This window comes from Streptomyces sp. NPDC045026 (assembly GCF_056432625.1).
This window is the reverse complement of record NZ_JBWKIS010000002.1, coordinates 444,839-459,959: the sequence shown is the minus strand read 5'-3', so window position 1 is coordinate 459,959 and position 15,121 is coordinate 444,839. Positions and strand designations below refer to the sequence as shown.

Annotated in this window: 13 protein-coding genes; 11 read left to right on the top strand and 2 right to left on the bottom strand. The window is 73.0% G+C overall.

The genetic code is table 11. From position 1 onward, the window contains the following. Positions 1 to 121: 121 nt before the first annotated feature. The 6 genes from sucB (at position 122) to AC07EJ_RS05870 (ending at position 8,136) form a co-directional block, all read left to right on the top strand. Positions 122 to 1,915 carry a 2-oxoglutarate dehydrogenase, E2 component, dihydrolipoamide succinyltransferase gene (gene sucB, locus AC07EJ_RS05895; RefSeq protein WP_478883850.1) on the top strand — a complete coding sequence of 598 codons (1,794 nt, stop codon included), beginning with the start codon at positions 122 to 124 and terminating at the stop codon, positions 1,913 to 1,915. Between the two features lie 115 nt (positions 1,916 to 2,030). Continuing rightward, the gene (locus tag AC07EJ_RS05890) at positions 2,031 to 2,654 is read left to right on the top strand and encodes a GntR family transcriptional regulator (RefSeq protein WP_389475693.1); all 624 of its coding nucleotides are present in this window, start codon (positions 2,031 to 2,033) and stop codon (positions 2,652 to 2,654) included. 284 nt (positions 2,655 to 2,938) lie between these two features. Further along, the gene (gene aceE / locus AC07EJ_RS05885; protein ID WP_389475695.1) at positions 2,939 to 5,638 is read left to right on the top strand and encodes a pyruvate dehydrogenase (acetyl-transferring), homodimeric type; all 2,700 of its coding nucleotides are present in this window, start codon (positions 2,939 to 2,941) and stop codon (positions 5,636 to 5,638) included. 111 nt (positions 5,639 to 5,749) lie between these two features. Next, entirely contained in the window at positions 5,750 to 6,508 is a 759-nt protein-coding gene (locus tag AC07EJ_RS05880) for a VOC family protein (RefSeq protein ID WP_389475697.1), read from the top strand. A 20-nt stretch (positions 6,509 to 6,528) separates the two neighbouring features. Then, a complete protein-coding gene (locus AC07EJ_RS05875; RefSeq protein WP_389475699.1) occupies positions 6,529 to 7,506 on the top strand; it encodes a helix-turn-helix transcriptional regulator in 978 nt (325 codons plus the stop codon). A 102-nt stretch (positions 7,507 to 7,608) separates the two neighbouring features. Continuing rightward, entirely contained in the window at positions 7,609 to 8,136 is a 528-nt protein-coding gene (locus tag AC07EJ_RS05870; protein WP_389476323.1) for a DUF4240 domain-containing protein, read from the top strand. 34 nt (positions 8,137 to 8,170) lie between these two features. On the opposite strand, the gene AC07EJ_RS05865 is transcribed toward AC07EJ_RS05870, so the two are convergent. Continuing rightward, on the bottom strand, positions 8,171 to 9,094 hold the full coding sequence (locus AC07EJ_RS05865) for a TIGR01777 family oxidoreductase (RefSeq protein ID WP_478883849.1): 924 nt from the start codon (positions 9,092 to 9,094) through the stop codon (positions 8,171 to 8,173). 62 nt (positions 9,095 to 9,156) lie between these two features. Between AC07EJ_RS05865 and AC07EJ_RS05860 the strand changes: the two genes are divergently transcribed. Together AC07EJ_RS05860 and AC07EJ_RS05855 are read left to right on the top strand one after the other, a co-directional pair. Then, positions 9,157 to 9,645: a GNAT family N-acetyltransferase gene (locus tag AC07EJ_RS05860; RefSeq protein ID WP_389475703.1), complete on the top strand. Its 489-nt coding sequence runs from the start codon at positions 9,157 to 9,159 to the stop codon at positions 9,643 to 9,645. Positions 9,646 to 9,735: 90 nt separating this feature from the next. Continuing rightward, complete coding sequence (locus tag AC07EJ_RS05855; RefSeq protein ID WP_389475705.1) at positions 9,736 to 10,842, top strand: PP2C family protein-serine/threonine phosphatase; 1,107 nt, start codon at positions 9,736 to 9,738, stop codon at positions 10,840 to 10,842. A 25-nt stretch (positions 10,843 to 10,867) separates the two neighbouring features. Here the strand turns inward: AC07EJ_RS05855 and AC07EJ_RS05850 are convergent, their stop codons facing one another. Continuing rightward, complete coding sequence (locus AC07EJ_RS05850) at positions 10,868 to 11,515, bottom strand: TetR/AcrR family transcriptional regulator (protein WP_389475707.1); 648 nt, start codon at positions 11,513 to 11,515, stop codon at positions 10,868 to 10,870. Between the two features lie 174 nt (positions 11,516 to 11,689). On the opposite strand from AC07EJ_RS05850, the gene AC07EJ_RS05845 reads away from it, so the two are divergent. The 3 genes from AC07EJ_RS05845 to AC07EJ_RS05835 all read left to right on the top strand — a co-directional run bounded on the left by AC07EJ_RS05845 (position 11,690) and on the right by AC07EJ_RS05835 (position 15,041). Beyond that, positions 11,690 to 12,493, top strand: a complete 804-nt coding sequence (locus tag AC07EJ_RS05845; RefSeq protein WP_478883848.1) for an SDR family NAD(P)-dependent oxidoreductase — start codon at positions 11,690 to 11,692, stop codon at positions 12,491 to 12,493. Between the two features lie 82 nt (positions 12,494 to 12,575). Further along, positions 12,576 to 13,421, top strand: coding sequence for a peptidoglycan recognition protein family protein (locus tag AC07EJ_RS05840; protein WP_389475711.1), 846 nt, complete (start codon positions 12,576 to 12,578; stop codon positions 13,419 to 13,421). Positions 13,422 to 13,694: 273 nt separating this feature from the next. Next, complete coding sequence (locus AC07EJ_RS05835; RefSeq protein ID WP_393582505.1) at positions 13,695 to 15,041, top strand: NAD(P)/FAD-dependent oxidoreductase; 1,347 nt, start codon at positions 13,695 to 13,697, stop codon at positions 15,039 to 15,041. Positions 15,042 to 15,121 lie beyond the last annotated feature (80 nt).

Genomic DNA, 15,121 nt, shown 5'->3' with positions numbered 1-15,121 from the left:
GGCTGGACCCAGTCGCCCCTGTCGTCCCCTGGGCGCGACGACCGACCACAGACTTCCGCACTCCCCCAAGCTCTCAACATCGCTCGAGCAGGGGAGACCCCACTAAGGAGCAACAGAAACCATGTCGGTTTCCGTATCCCTTCCGGCGCTCGGTGAGAGTGTCACCGAGGGCACCGTCACCCGCTGGCTGAAGGCCGAGGGCGAGCGCGTCGAGGTCGACGAGCCGCTGCTCGAGGTCTCGACCGACAAGGTCGACACCGAGATCCCCTCGCCCGCCGCCGGCATCCTGGCCTCCATCAAGGTCGCCGAGGACGAGACCGTCGAGGTCGGCGCCGAGCTGGCCGTCATCGACGACGGCACGGGCGCGCCCGCCGCCGCCCCGGCTCCCGCCGCTGCCGAGGCCCCGGCCCCGGCCGCCGCTCCGGCCCCCGTCGCCGAGGCCCCCGCGGCTCCGGCCGCCGCCCCGGCCGCTCCGGCCGCCCCCGCCGGTGCCGCTTCCGGCACCGACGTCGTGCTGCCCGCTCTCGGTGAGTCCGTCACCGAGGGCACCGTCACCCGCTGGCTGAAGGAGGTCGGCGAGGAGGTCGCGGAGGACGAGCCCCTGCTCGAGGTCTCCACGGACAAGGTCGACACCGAGATCCCCTCCCCCGTCGCCGGCGTTCTCCTGGAGATCTCCGTCGCCGAGGACGAGACCGCCGAGGTCGGCGCCAAGCTCGCCGTCATCGGTGCTCCCGGTGCCGCTCCGGCCGCCGCCGCGCCCGCCGCCCCGGCTGCTCCGGCCGCCGCTCCGGCCCCGGCTCCGGCTGCCCCCGCGGCTCCGGCTGCCCCTGCTCCGGCTCCGGCCGCCGCCCCGGCCCCGGTCGCCCCCGCGGCTCCGGCCGCTCCGGCCCCGGTCGCCCCCGCGGCTCCGGCCGCTCCGGCCCCGGTCGCCGCTCCCGCTCCGGTCGCCCCCGCTGCCCCGGCCCCCGCCGCGGTCTCCGGTGACGACGGCGCGTACGTGACCCCGCTGGTGCGCAAGCTCGCGTCGGAGAACGGCGTGGACCTGGGCACCCTCAAGGGCACCGGCGTCGGTGGCCGTATCCGCAAGCAGGACGTCATCGCGGCTGCCGAGGCCGCGAAGGCCGCCCCGGCCCCCGCCGCCGCTGCTGCCGCTCCGGCCGCCGCGAAGGCCCCGGCCCTGGAGGTCTCCCCCCTCCGCGGTCAGACGGTCAAGATGACCCGCATGCGCAAGGTCATCGGCGACAACATGATGAAGGCGCTGCACTCGCAGGCCCAGCTGACCTCGGTCGTCGAGGTCGACATCACCAAGCTGATGAAGCTGCGCGCCAAGGCGAAGGACGCGTTCGCGGCCCGTGAGGGCGTCAAGCTCTCCCCGATGCCGTTCTTCGTCAAGGCCGCCGCCCAGGCGCTGAAGGCCCACCCGGTCGTCAACGCCCGGATCAACGACGACGAAGGCACCATCACGTACTTCGACTCGGAGAACATCGGCATCGCCGTTGACGCCGAGAAGGGTCTGATGACGCCGGTCATCAAGGGCGCGGGCGACCTGAACATCGCCGGGATCTCGAAGAAGACCGCCGAGCTGGCCGGCAAGGCCCGCGGTGGCGGCCTCACGCCGGACGACATGTCCGGCGCGACCTTCACGATCTCCAACACGGGCTCGCGCGGTGCGCTGTTCGACACCGTCATCGTGCCGCCGAACCAGGCCGCGATCCTGGGCATCGGCGCCACGGTGAAGCGCCCGGTCGTCATCAACCACCCGGACCTCGGCGAGACCATCGCCGTCCGGGACATGACGTTCCTGTCGCTCTCCTACGACCACCGTCTGGTGGACGGCGCGGACGCCGCCCGCTACCTGACCACGGTCAAGGCGATCCTGGAGGCCGGCGAGTTCGAGGTCGAGCTCGGCCTGTAACTCTCGTCTCATCAGCGCGTACGCCCCTGTCCGGAGGTCTTCCGGACGGGGGCGCCGCCGTATTGTCTAGAGGTCACCGCACCTTGGGGTCCCCGCCCCCTCTGGAGGAGCCATCATGACCGCGCCCGTCGTCCACTCGCTGCGCGAACAGATCCGCGAGCACATCGTCGAGGGGATCGTCAGTGGGCGCTGGAAGCCGGGCGAGCGCATCGTGGAGCGCCGGATCGCGACGGAGCTCGAGGTCAGCCAGACGCCCGTGCGCGAGGCCCTGCGGGAGCTGGAGAGTCTGCGGCTGATCGAGTCCGCACCCAACAAGGGCGTCCGGGTACGGAATCTGACGGCCGCCGACCTGGAGGAGAGCTACCCGGTCAGGGCCGGCCTGGAGGCCATCGCGGCGGAGCTCGCGGCCGGGAAGCTGGCCGAGGACTGCTCGGCCCTCGAACTCCATGTGGCGGCCCTGTACCGCGCCGACCAGGAGGCCGACGGGACGGGCCAGGTGCGGCACACGGTCGGGTTCCACCGCGAGCTGGTGCGGGCCGCGGGGAACTCCGTACTGCTGCACACCTGGGAGGGCCTCGGCATCGAGGTGTTCACGGCCCTGTCCATCCGGTGGCTGGGCACCGTCCAGCAGTCGTACGCGGAGGAGCACGAGGCGCTCGTCGCCGCGTTCCGGCGCCGGGATCCGGCGATTCCGGAGCTGGTGAAGGCGCACGTGCTCGGCTGCGCCCCGCGCGCCTGAGCCACACCCCGCTCAGACGTCGCCGCGCCGCCCCTCCCACCTGCACGAATTCGCGGTTCCGCCTTCGAAAACAAGGCACCCGGTGCCCCGTTCAATGGCACCGGATGCCCACTTTCTCCGTCTGAGGAAGTTTTCCCCTTCAACCCTTTGATCGATCATCGATCAGGGAGTTAGAGTCGCCGACGGGTCTCCACCAGGGACCCACGCCCTGTCCTGCCAAAGACCTAGGGCACCCCCACCCTTTCCGCTAAGGGAACCCCCCTCCGACTCAGGAAGGCGGCGCAATGACCGACCCCTCCGCAATCCAGCCGAGCGAGCTCGACCAGCTCCCGGACCGCGACCCCGAGGAGACCGCCGAATGGCAGGCCTCTCTGGACGCCGTTACCAAGGCGGCCGGGCCGCACCGTGCCGCGTACCTGATGCGCCGCACGCTGGAGCGCGCCGAGGGCTCAGGCCTGGCGCTGCCGAAGCTCCTCGAGACCGACTACGTCAACACCATCCCGACCGCCGCCGAGCCGGCGATCGAGGGTGACGAGGCGCTTGAACTGAAGATCGCCGCGTGGAACCGCTGGAACGCGGCCGCGATGGTGACCCGTGGCTCCAAGTACGGCGTCGGCGGCCACATCGCGACGTTCGCCTCGGCGGCCTGGCTCTACGAGACCGGCTTCAACCACTTCTTCAAGGGGAAGGAGGGCGACGGCTCCGGTGACCAGCTGTACATCCAGGGCCACGCCTCCCCCGGCATCTACGCCCGCGCCTTCCTCGACGGCCGCCTGAGCGAGCAGCAGCTCGACCACTTCCGCCAGGAGTCCGGCGGCGACGGCCTGCCGTCGTATCCGCACCCGCGGCGCCTGCCCTGGCTGTGGGAGTTCCCGACCGTCTCCATGGGCCTCGGCCCGCTGTCGGCGATCTACCAGGCGCGGTTCAACCGCTACCTCACCAACCGCAAGATCAAGGACGTCTCCGCCTCGCACGTGTGGGCGTTCCTCGGTGACGGCGAGATGGACGAGCCCGAGGCCACCGCTGCCCTGGCGCTCGCCTCGCGTGAGGGTCTGGACAACCTGACCTTCGTCATCAACTGCAACCTGCAGCGCCTCGACGGCCCGGTCCGCGCCAACTTCCGCGTGGTCCAGGAGCTGGAGGCGCAGTTCCGCGGCGCCGGCTGGAACGTCATCAAGACGCTCTGGGGCTCCGCCTGGGACGAGCTGTTCCAGCTCGACACCACCGGCGCGCTCGTGCGCCGGCTGCGCGAGGTGCCGGACGCCCAGTTCCAGACGTACGCGACGCGCGACGCCGCGTACATCCGCGAGCACTTCTTCGGCTCCGAGCCCGCGCTCGTCGAGCTGGGCCGGCTGCTCACGGACGACAAGATCGCCGAGTGCTTCAAGGTCTCGCGCGGCGGCCACGAGCCCCGCAAGGTGTACGCGGCCTACCGTGCGGCCCTGTCGCACGAGGGCGCGCCGACCGTGATCCTGGTCCAGACGGTCAAGGGCTTCACGCTCGGCAAGGGCTTCGAGTCCAAGAACGCCAACCACCAGATGAAGAAGCTGACGGTGGACGAGTTCAAGGACATGCGTGACCTCCTTGAACTGCCCATCTCCGACAGCCAGTTCGTCGACGGCCAGGTCCCCTACGGCCACCCGGGCGCCGACTCCCCCGAGGTCCGCTACCTCCAGGAGCGCCGCGCTGCCCTCGGCGGCCCCGCCCCGGCCCGCCGCACGCACGCGATCGCCCCGCTGCCGGCCCCGGCCGACAAGGCGTTCGCGTCCTTCGACAAGGGCTCCGGCTCGCAGTCGGTCGCGACGACCATGGCCTTCGTACGCCTGGTCAAGGACCTCGTACGCGACAAGGAGACCGGCAAGCGCTGGGTTCCGATCGTCCCGGACGAGGCGCGCACCTTCGGCATGGAGTCGCTGTTCCCCTCGCTCGGCATCTACTCCCCCAAGGGGCAGACGTACGAGCCGGTCGACCGCGACCAGCTGATGTACTACAAGGAAGCCACGGACGGCCAGATCCTCAACGAGGGCATCACCGAGGCCGGCTCCATGGCGGACTTCATCGCCGCCGCCAGCGCGTACTCCACGCACGGCGAGGCGATGATCCCCTTCTACATCTTCTACTCGATGTTCGGCTGGCAGCGCACGGCCGACCAGATGTGGCAGCTCGGCGACCAGCTGGGCCGCGGCTTCCTGGTGGGTGCCACCGCGGGCCGTACGACGCTGACGGGTGAGGGTCTGCAGCACGCGGACGGTCACTCGCCGGTCATCGCGGCGACCAACCCGGCCGCGCTGTCCTACGACCCGGCGTTCGCGTACGAGATCGGCGCGATCGTCAAGGACGGTCTGCGCCGCATGTACGGCGAGGCCGCCCCGGGCGAGGACCAGAACGTCTTCTACTACCTGACGGTCTACAACGAGCCGATGCCGCAGCCGGCCAAGCCCGCGGGCGTGGACGAGGGCATCCTCAAGGGCCTGTACCGCTTCAACACCGCCGAGTCGGCCGGGGTGAACGTCGCGGCCGCCAACGCCCCGCGCATCCAGCTGCTCGGTTCGGGCACCGCGATCCACTGGACCCTCGAGGCGCAGAAGCTGCTCGCCGAGGAGTGGGGCGTGGCCGCCGACGTGTGGTCCGCGACCTCCTGGACCGAGCTGCGCCGCGACGCCCTGGAGGCGGACGAGGCGGTCCTGCGGGGCGAGGAGCGCACTCCCTACATCCGTACGGCGCTCGACGGCGCCCAGGGCCCGGTCCTCGCGGTCTCCGACTACATGCGCCAGGTCCCCGACCAGATCGCGCAGTGGGTCGAGCAGGACTACTCCTCGCTCGGTGCGGACGGCTTCGGCCTCTCCGACACCCGCGAGGCGGCCCGCCGCCACTTCGGCATCGACGCGCAGTCGATCGTCGTCGCGGCCCTGGCCCAGCTCGCCCGCCGCGGCGAGGTCAATGCCTCGGCCGTGAAGGAGGCGCGCGAGCGCTACGGCCTGTAGTTCCTTGTCATACGTGCCCCGTCCCGATTGCCGGGGCGGGGCACGCGTGCGTGAATGAGGAGGAGTCCGCAGGAGTTCCAGGGGGGCGCCGTTCAGGGGAGACGTACGTCCATGAAGATCTCCAAAACCCCGTCAGCCCCTTGCTGGGCGGACCTCTCCACGTCCGACACCGACGCGGCCCGGCTCTTCTACGAGGGTCTCCTCGGCTGGCGCAGCGAAGTGTCGGAGGGCTACGGCATTTTCAGGTCCGGCGACGAGCCGGTCGCCGGCGTCGGCCCGGCCACGGGCCCGAAGGAACCGTCGGCGTGGCTGCCGTACTACCAGACGGCCGGGGTCGACGCGGTCATCGCGCGCGTGAAGGGCAACGGCGGCACGGTGGTCACGGACCCGGTGACCATCGAGGAGGACGGCGTCTTCGCGGTCTGCCGGGACCCCGCGGGGGCCGCGTTCGGACTGTGGCAGCCGATCACGAACACGGGCTTCGGCGTCGTGAACGCGCCGGGGAGCTTCTGCTGGTTCGAGCTCCTGACCCGCGATCCGGACGGGTCCAAGGACTTCTACCAGTCCGTGCTCGGCTGGGGGGCGAAGCAGCACCCCTACGGGGGCGGCGGCACCTACACGGAGTGGAGCGTCGACGCGGAGCCCTTCGGCGGCATGCTCGACACGACGTCGGACTCGTTCCCCAAGGATCTGCCGGCGCACTGGATGGTGTACGTCGCCGTCGGGGACACCGACGCGACGACGGCCCGCTGCAAGCAACTCGGCGGGCAGATCCTGGTGCACCCGACGACGATCGAGCCGGGCCGGTTCGCGGTGCTCGCCGATCCGCAGGGCGCCTCGTTCGCGGTCATCACGTACACCCCGCGCTGAACCCCCCGCATCATGGGCGTATGCGCGCTGCCCGCCTGATCAAGATGGTGTTGTTGCTCCAGTCCCGGCCGTCGATGACGGCGGGTGAGCTGGCGCGCGAACTGGAGGTCTCCGAGCGGACCGTGACCCGGGACGCGCAGGCACTGTCCGAGGCGGGCGTGCCGGTGTACGCGGACCGGGGCAGGGCGGGCGGGTACCGGCTGATCGGCGGGTACCGGACGCGGCTGACCGGTCTGGCGCGCGGTGAGGCGGAGGCCCTGTTCCTGTCCGGGGTGCCGGGCGCGCTGCGCGAGATGGGCCTGGAGGACGCGGCGTCCGCGGCGCGGCTGAAGGTGTCGGCGGCGCTGCTGCCTTCGCTGCGGGACGCCTCGCGCACGGCGGCGCAGCGCTTCCATCTGGACGCGCCGGGCTGGTTCAGGGAGCCGCGGACACCGGAGCTGCTGCCCGCGGTGGCGGACGCGGTGTGGGACGACCGGGTGGTGCGCGCCCGCTACCGCCGTGACGAGGCCGGGGCCGAGGTCGAGCGGGAGCTGGAGCCGTACGGGCTCGTTCTGAAGGCGGGCGTCTGGTATCTGTGCGCCCGTGTCGCCGGCGGCGGGACCCACCGGGTGTACCGGATCGACCGGTTCACCGGCGTCGAGGCGGGCGAGGAGCGCTTCGTACGGGACGAGGAGTTCGATCTGCCGGGGTTCTGGGAGGAGCGGGCCGAGCAGTTCGCGCGGTCCATCCTGCGCGCGGAGGTCGTCCTGCGGCTGTCCCCCGCGGGGCTGCGGCGGCTTCCGTACGCGACCGATCCCGCGTCCGTGCGTGCGGCGCGGGAGTCGGCCGGCGAGCCGGACGAGGAGGGGTGGGTGACGGTGACTCTGCCGGTCGAGTCGGAGGACGTCGCGTACGGGCAGCTGTTCGGGCTCGGGCCCGAGGCGGAGGTCGTCGCACCGGATGCGCTGCGCGAGCGGTTCGCCGAGGCCGCGCGGCGGCTGGCGGACCGCTACCGGTGAGCCCCGGGCGCCGTGCCGTCGGCATGTGCGCGCATAACGAACTGACGCAGCTCCGGCACTCGGCGTGCGCCCCCGACCCCCAAGGCAGATGCTTGTCCCGTGATGGACGAGACGGAGTTCTGGGAGATCGTGGACACCACCCGCGAGGCCGCCGAAGGCGACCCCGAGGACCATGCCGAGCTGCTCGTCGACCGGCTGCTCCGGGCCGACCCCGACGCGGTGCTCGACTTCGCCCGTCACTTCGAGTCCCGCTATCACCGCGCCTACCGCTGGGATCTGTGGGGCGCCGCGTGGGTGCTGCTCGGCGGGGCGAGCGACGACGCGTTCGACTACTTCCGCTGCTGGCTGATCGGCCAGGGCCGGGAGGTCTTCGAGGGCGCGCTGCACGAGCCGGACGCGCTCGCCGATCTGCTGGGGGACTTCGACGAGGAGATCGACGGTGACGGCGAGGAGCTCGGCTACGCGGCGGACGAGGCGTACGAGGAGCTGACCGGGGCGGTGGCGCCGGACCTCGGCATCCCGGCCGCGCCCGCGGAACCGGAGGGCACGCCGGTCGACTTCGAGAACACGGCGGAGCTGGAGCGGCTGTATCCGAAGCTCTCGGAGCGCTTCGGGTTGCAGGGGGTGTAGGGGGCGCAGGGGGCGGCGTAGGCCTTCGGCCGGTTCACTTCCCGGCCGCCCGGATCGACCCCTCGATGCCGGGGAACGCGAAGGTGAAGCCGGACTCCAGGAGCCGGGCCGGCACGGCCCGCGTGCTGCCGAGGACGTCGCCCGCCATCTCGCCGAGGACCAGGCGCAGCGCGGGGGCGGGCGCGGTGAACAGGGTCGGGCGGTGGAGCACGCGCCCCATCGCGGCGGTCACCTCGCCGTTCGTGACGGGGTGCGGGGCGGTGAGGTTCACCGGGCCCGACAGTTCCTGCGTGTCGAGGATGTGGCGCACGGCCGCGATCTCGTCGTGCAGCGCGATGTACGACCAGAACTGGCGGCCGTCGCCCAGGCGTCCGCCGAGCCCGGCGCGGAACAGCGGGAAGAGCCGCGCCCAGGCCCCGCCGGCCCGGGACACGACGAGCCCGGACCGCGCGAACACCGTGCGGATACCGGCCTCCTGGGCGGGCGCCGCGGCCTCCTCCCACTCCACGCACAGCTGTGGCAGGAACCCGTCCCCGGGCGGCGCGCTCTCGTCGACGGCGCGTGTGCCGGTGTCGCCGTAGTAGCCGACGGCGCTGCCGTTGACGAAGACGCGGGGAGGCTCTTCGAGGGTGGCGACGGCCTCGGCGAGCGTCGCTGTGCCGAGGACCCGGCTGTCGCGGATCTTCTTCTTGTAGGCGTCGGTCCAGCGGTGGTCGCCGACGCCCGCGGCGGCGAAGTTGAGGACGGCGTCGCATCCGGAGAGCCCGGCCACGTCGACGGATCCGCGCTCCGGGTCCCAGCGGACCTCGTCCGCGGCCGCCGGCTGTCTGCGGACCAGGCGGACGACGTCGTGCCCGTCGGCGCGCAGGGACCGGGTCAGGGCGGAACCGATGAGGCCGGAGGCGCCGGCGACGGCGAACCGGGAGCGTCGTGCGGGTGCGGAATCGCTCTGGGTCATGGGTCCATCCTGCCGCGTGAAACGCACGGCGGCCGGTCGTGGGCCGGTCGTACAGTGGCCCCATGTCACAGCCGCACATACGGTTCGCCGGGGTCGACGACGAGGACGGGCTCGCCCGGCTCGACCGCGCCGCCTGGTCGACGCTGCACGCCGTCCAGCCGAAGCCGCAGCCGCCGTACGACCCGTTCTTCTCGGAGCGGTTCGGTCCGCGGGACCATCTGGTCGCGGAGCTCGACGGGCGGCTGGCGGGTTACGTACGCATCGCCTATCCCACCGCGCTCGCCGCCAACACCCATGTGCGGCAGATCCAGGGCCTCGCGGTCGATGCGCAGGCGCGGGGCGCCGGGGTCGGCCGGGCGCTGGTCCGCGCGGCGGTGGAGCACGCCCGCAAGGCCGGCGCGCGCCGTATGACGCTGCGGGTGCTCGGGCACAACGCCCCGGCGCGGGCGCTGTACGAGTCCGAGGGGTTCACGGTCGAGGGCGTCCTGCCGGAGGAGTTCCTGCTCGACGGGGCGTACGTCGACGACATCCTGATGGGCCAGGCCCTGTGAGCCGGGCACCGGGGTTCTGACGGACCACCCGGCGTGCGGTGACGGTCCTCCCGTAGGAGCGTGAAGGGGTCCAGGGGAAGGAGCCCGCCGATGACCGGGGCGTTGGCGCGTCGCCACGACGGCGAGGAGCGGGCCTGGCTTCGCGGGGCACCGCCACCGCGCTGGGTGCGATGGCTGCCGGTCGTGCTCCTCCTCGCGCTGTGCGCGGCCCAGCTGCTCACCGAGGAGAAGCTGGACCTCGGTTTCCTGCTGGGGGCGATCCCGCCGCTGGCCGCCCTCACCTACGGGCCCGCCGCCACGGCGCTGCTCGGCGGGATCGTGATCGTCCTGCTGAACGTGCCCTTCATGAACCTCGGGCACCCCGGCAACAGCGACGTGCTCACGGTTTCCTTCGTGGCGCTGCTCAGCGTGCTCATCGGCTGGGTCCGCAGCCGGCGCGACGCCCAGCTCGTCACCGTGCGCACGGTCGCCGAGGCGGCCCAGTTCGCCGTCCTTCCGCCGCTGCGCGACCGGGTCGGCACGGTGCGCTGCGCGGGCCTGTACCGGGCGGCCCAGCGCGGGACCCTGGTCGGTGGTGACCTGTTCGACGTGCGCAGGGGGCCGACGGGGGTGCGGGCGGTGATCGGCGATGTGCAGGGGCACGGTCTGTCCGCGGTGGCCACGGTCGCCGGGCTGCTCGGCGCGTTCCGTGAGGCCGTGCTCGACCAGTCGGACCTGGAGGGGGTCGCGGCGCGCCTCGACCGCAGGCTGGTGGTCGACTCGGCCGAGGTCGAGCACGCCGAGCTGTTCGCGACCGCGCTGTTCCTCGAGTTCCCCGACGACTCCCCGGTGGTTCGGGCCGTTTCGTACGGCCATCCGCGGCCGCTGCTGCTGCGCGGCAAGGAGGTCATCGAGCTGCCGGTGCCGTCCGGGGCGCCGCTCGGGCTCGGGATCTCGGGCCTCTCGCCGCCGGAGCGGCTCACGGTGCGGCTGCGGCCCGGAGACCGGCTGCTCGGGCTGACGGACGGACTGATCGAGGCACGGGACCCGTCCGGTGCCTTCTATCCGCTGCGGGAGCGCCTGGTCCGGTTCAGCGCGGACGACCCGGCGGAGCTGACGGACGCGCTGTGGCGGGACGTGGTGCGGTTCGCAGGGACGGTACGGGACGACCTGACGCTGCTCGTTTTCGCTCCGGAGATCGACCCGGCGGACGACTGAGCCCCTATCGGGCCCCGCCCCTGCCTCACCCCAACAGGCTGATCCCGCCCGTCAGTTCGCGCAGACAGCGGAGCGCGAGGACCGCCGGGGAGCCGGTCGCGCCCGTCGCGGGGGCGTCGGTGACGGCCCAGGCCTCCAGGGCGATCCGGATGGCGTCGGTGGCCGCGGCGGCGGCGAGCCGTACGTCGAGGGGGTCCGCCTGCTCGCCCGCGAGCCGGGTGAGGACGGGGACGAGGCGCTCCTCCGACTCCTGGTTGACCCGGTACCAGACGGCCCGCAGCGCCGCGTCGTCCTGGGCCGCGCGCAGCAGCCCCCTGGTCGTCTCCAGCTGTTCCGGCCCGTGGTCGCCGGGGGCGGAGAGCGTGGCGGTGACGGCCGTCTCCAGGGTGATCCGCAGGTCGGCGCCGGGTTCTGCGTCCGCGAGGAGGGCGCGCCAGGCGTCGCCGCCCGCGGCGAGGAGCGGGCCGACCGCGTCCTGCTTGCCCCGGAAATAGCGGTAGAAGGTGCGCAGCGCGACGCCTGCCCGCTGGGCGATGTCCTCGGCCGTCGTGCCGTCGGGGCCGTGCTCGGCGAAGAGCTCGGCGGCGGCGCGGGCGATGTCCAGCTGGGTGGCGGCCTTGCGCCGCTCGGTCAGGGAGGGCTGCGGACTGCGCTGATCGTTCGTGGGGCTCACCGGGGAAGCCTATGCGCCAGGGAACAAGTCTGCACGTTCTGACGTTATGGCAAAACGTGCCACTCAGGCGTACGGTGGACAGGAATCGCGGCGATCACAGCGGATCACGGCGGATTCCAGCAACCCGGCGATCCCAGTGACGCGGATCGCGAAGAGAACGAAGTGGAGTAGCACATGAGCCCGAACCTGAACCGCTACGAAGGCCGTCGCGTACTCGTCACCGGCGGTGGCTCCGGCATCGGCCAGGCCGCGGTGCTGCGCGTACTCGCCGAGGGCGCCCGCGCGGTCGCCGCCGACGTCAGCGAGGCGGGCCTGAAGGACACCGTCGAGAAGGCGACCGCGGCGGGCACCGCGGACCGGCTGACCACGGTCGTCGTGAACGTCGCGGACGAGACCTCCGTGCGCGCGGGCGTCGCCGCCGCCACCGAGGCGCTCGGCGGCCTGGACGTGCTGGTCAACGCGGCCGGCATCCTGCGCTCCTCGCACACCCACGAGACGTCGCTCGCCGACTTCAACCAGGTGCTGCAGATCAACCTGGCCGGTACGTTCCTGATGATCCGCGAGTCGGTCCCGGCGCTCCTCGCCGGCGACGGCGCCGCCGTCATCAACTTCAGCTCCACGTCGGCGACCTTCGCGCACCCCTACATGGCGGCGTACGCGGCGAGCAAGGGCGGCATCCAGTCCATGACGCACGCCCTGGCGAGCGAGTACAGCAAGCAGGGCATCCGGTTCACGGCCGTGCAGCCCGGATCCATCTCCTCCGGCATGACCGACGGCTCGGGCGCCAGCCGCCAGAGCAGCGGCCCCGGCCTGCCCGAGGACGCCGACATGAGCCTGTTCATGAAGCTGGCCCCGGCGATAGGCCAGGGCTTCGCAGGACCGGAGAGCGTGGCGTCCGTCGTCGCGATGCTCGGCTCGGACGACGGCAAGTTCATCACCGGTACGGAGGTCAGGGTCGACGGCGGCACGCACTTCTGATCTGCGACGGGGCCCGCACGGATCCACTCGTACGGCGCACCCTGTGAAGCGGGTCCCGGGCGCACGGCGGAGAGTGGCACGTATGCGCGTCTTCCGTATGACGTTGTGCTGCGCACCGGCGGCCACGGCCTTCGGCCTGCTGCTGCTGTGCGCCGTGACCGTCGGGCCCGGGGACGGCGGTTCAGCGGCGAAGTCGGCGCGGGCGGCGGGCTCCACCCCCGCCGACCGGGCCGCGCCGGTGCTGCCGCCGGCCGCCGTACCGGTGCGCCGGCCGCCGGTCATTTCCGCACCGGTGCTCCGGACTGTCGACCGTCCGCACACCGCCGCGCTGCCCCGGATCGTGCCGCGGGCCGACTGGCTGGCGGATGCCGCCTACCGCAAGCCGCCCGCCCGGTACGCCGACCGCGTCACGGCAGTCTTCATCCACCACACGGACTCGCCGAACGTCTACGACTGCGCCGACACGCCCCGCATCATCCGCTATCTGTACGCGGGCCAGGCGGGCGGCCGGAACTGGGACGACATCGGCTACAACTTCCTCGTCGACAGGTGCGGCACGATCTACGAGGGCCGGGCGGGCGGCGTCGACAAGGCGGTCGTGGGGGCGCACGCCCAGGGCTTCAACCAGGGCACGGCGGGCATCGCCGCCATCGGCACCTTCACCGCGGGCACCCCGGTGCCGCCTTCCATGACGAAGTCCATCGCGGCGCTCTCCGCCTGGAAGCTGGGCCTCGCGAACATCGACCCGCGCTCCCGCGTCCGCCTCACCTCGACGAACAGCCTCAGCCGCTTCCGCAAGGGCAGGACGGCCGAGTTCAACGCCATCGCCGCGCACCGGGACGAGTACGAGACGTACTGTCCGGGCCAGGCCCTGATGGCCGCGCTCCCGGAGATCAGGCAGCGGGCGGCGGCGCTCCAGGGGCGGTAGGGCTTGGCGGTAGGGCTTCGTTCGGATCAGGCCGGCCTCGCGTCCGGCGGCCCCGGGCGCCCCCCGTGCGACCGTGCCCGGGTCATGCGCGACCCCCTCGGCCGGGGCCCGGATCTACCCTCGACGGACTCGGGTACAGCCCGGGTGTGCGGAGCCGTACGCGGGTTCGCCGGGGGGTAGGACGCCTTCGGGGCCCGCCTTCGTGCGCCGGCCGGACGGCCCGGGGTACGAGCGACGGCTCTCACCAGCCGCACAACCGCCAGGGAGGCGCACGTGCCTGAGCCCGCACAGTACGCGGACGTCGTCATCGTGGGAGCCGGGGTCGCGGGACTCCTGGCCGCCCACCGCCTGACCAGGGCGGGCGTACCCACCCTGGTCCTGGAGGCCGCCCCCTGTGTGGGCGGCCGTATGTCCACCGAGAAGGTCGACGGGTTCCGGCTCGACCGGATCGGCCGGCTCCTGTGCACCTCGTACCCCGAACTGCGCCGCACCCCGGGCCTGGACACGCTCGTCCTGCGCTCCTTCTCGCCCGGGGTGCTGGTGCACAGCGACGGCCGCCGCCATCGCGCCGGAGGGCCCGCGACCGCACGGCGCGCAAAGGGCGCACTCACAACGGCGCGCGCCCTCGCGAGCGCCCCGCGGGTGCCCCGCCCCCGCACCGCCAGGAGTCCGCGCCCCGCCGCCCCACTCGGCAGCCCGCTCGACCAGGACCGGCTCGCCAGGGCCCTGGCCCGCCTTGCCGCGACACCGGTCCCCCGCCTGCTCGCGCGCCCCGAACTCCCCGCCGCCGACGCCCTGACCGGCCGCGGACTGCCGGCCCGCACTCTCGACGGCTTTGTGCGCCCCCTCCTGTCGGCGCTCCTGTGCGACCCGGACCTGACCTCGTCGAGCCGGTGCGCGGACCTCGCCCTGCTCGCCTACGCCCGTGGCCGTCTCTGCGTCCCCGAGGGCGGCGCCGACGCGCTGCCGGAGCTGCTCGCCGCCGGACTGCCGCCGGGCACGGTCCGCACCGGTGTCCGCGTCAGCGCCATCTCCGCGAACTCGGTGGCGACCGAGGAGCACGGTGAACTCCGGTGCCGCGCGACGCTGTTGGCGACCGGGGCGCGGGCCGCGGCGGAGCTGCTCCCGGGGCTACGGGTGCCGGACTTCCACCCCGTCACGGTCGTCCACCACGCGGTCCCCGAGCCGCCGCTCGCCGACCCGGCGCTGCTCCTCGACGCCGACCGGCTCGGCCCCGTCGCGTACACCGCGGTGATCAGCCAGGTCGACCCGACCCGCGCCCCGGCCGGCCGCGCGCTCGTCTCCTCGACGGTCCTCGGCCCGCCGCCGCCCGAGCGCGAGCTGCGGGCCCAACTGGCCGCCCTCTACGGCACATCGACCGCCGACTGGGAGACCCTCGCGGTCCACCACGACCCGGAAGCGGTGCCCGCGATGCCGGCCCCGCACGACCTGCACCGCCCGGTGCGGCTCCTCGACGGGCTCTATGTGTGCGGCGACCACCGCGCCACGAGCACGGTGCAGGGCGCCCTCCACTCGGGCCGCCGGGCCTCGCAGGCGATCCTCGCGGACCTGGGCGTCCAACTGGCCCCGGACGTGGGCGCGTTGGCGACCGCCGCCTGACCGACCCGCACGGCTGCCCCGTACAACCCGCGCGGCCCGAACCCACACGACCCGCACGACTCGAACCCGCATGACCCGAA

What these genes read in the sequence shown, in the direction of transcription:
- sucB (WP_478883850.1), top strand. Translation starts at nt 122, where the DNA reads ATGTCGGTTTCCGTATCCCTTCCGGCGCTCGGTGAGAGTGTCACCGAG.
- AC07EJ_RS05890 (WP_389475693.1), top strand. Translation starts at nt 2,031, where the DNA reads ATGACCGCGCCCGTCGTCCACTCGCTGCGCGAACAGATCCGCGAGCAC.
- aceE (WP_389475695.1), top strand. Translation starts at nt 2,939, where the DNA reads ATGACCGACCCCTCCGCAATCCAGCCGAGCGAGCTCGACCAGCTCCCG.
- AC07EJ_RS05880 (WP_389475697.1), top strand. Translation starts at nt 5,750, where the DNA reads ATGAAGATCTCCAAAACCCCGTCAGCCCCTTGCTGGGCGGACCTCTCC.
- AC07EJ_RS05875 (WP_389475699.1), top strand. Translation starts at nt 6,529, where the DNA reads ATGCGCGCTGCCCGCCTGATCAAGATGGTGTTGTTGCTCCAGTCCCGG.
- AC07EJ_RS05870 (WP_389476323.1), top strand. Translation starts at nt 7,609, where the DNA reads ATGGACGAGACGGAGTTCTGGGAGATCGTGGACACCACCCGCGAGGCC.
- AC07EJ_RS05865 (WP_478883849.1), bottom strand. Translation starts at nt 9,094, where the DNA reads ATGACCCAGAGCGATTCCGCACCCGCACGACGCTCCCGGTTCGCCGTC.
- AC07EJ_RS05860 (WP_389475703.1), top strand. Translation starts at nt 9,157, where the DNA reads ATGTCACAGCCGCACATACGGTTCGCCGGGGTCGACGACGAGGACGGG.
- AC07EJ_RS05855 (WP_389475705.1), top strand. Translation starts at nt 9,736, where the DNA reads ATGACCGGGGCGTTGGCGCGTCGCCACGACGGCGAGGAGCGGGCCTGG.
- AC07EJ_RS05845 (WP_478883848.1), top strand. Translation starts at nt 11,690, where the DNA reads ATGAGCCCGAACCTGAACCGCTACGAAGGCCGTCGCGTACTCGTCACC.
- AC07EJ_RS05840 (WP_389475711.1), top strand. Translation starts at nt 12,576, where the DNA reads ATGCGCGTCTTCCGTATGACGTTGTGCTGCGCACCGGCGGCCACGGCC.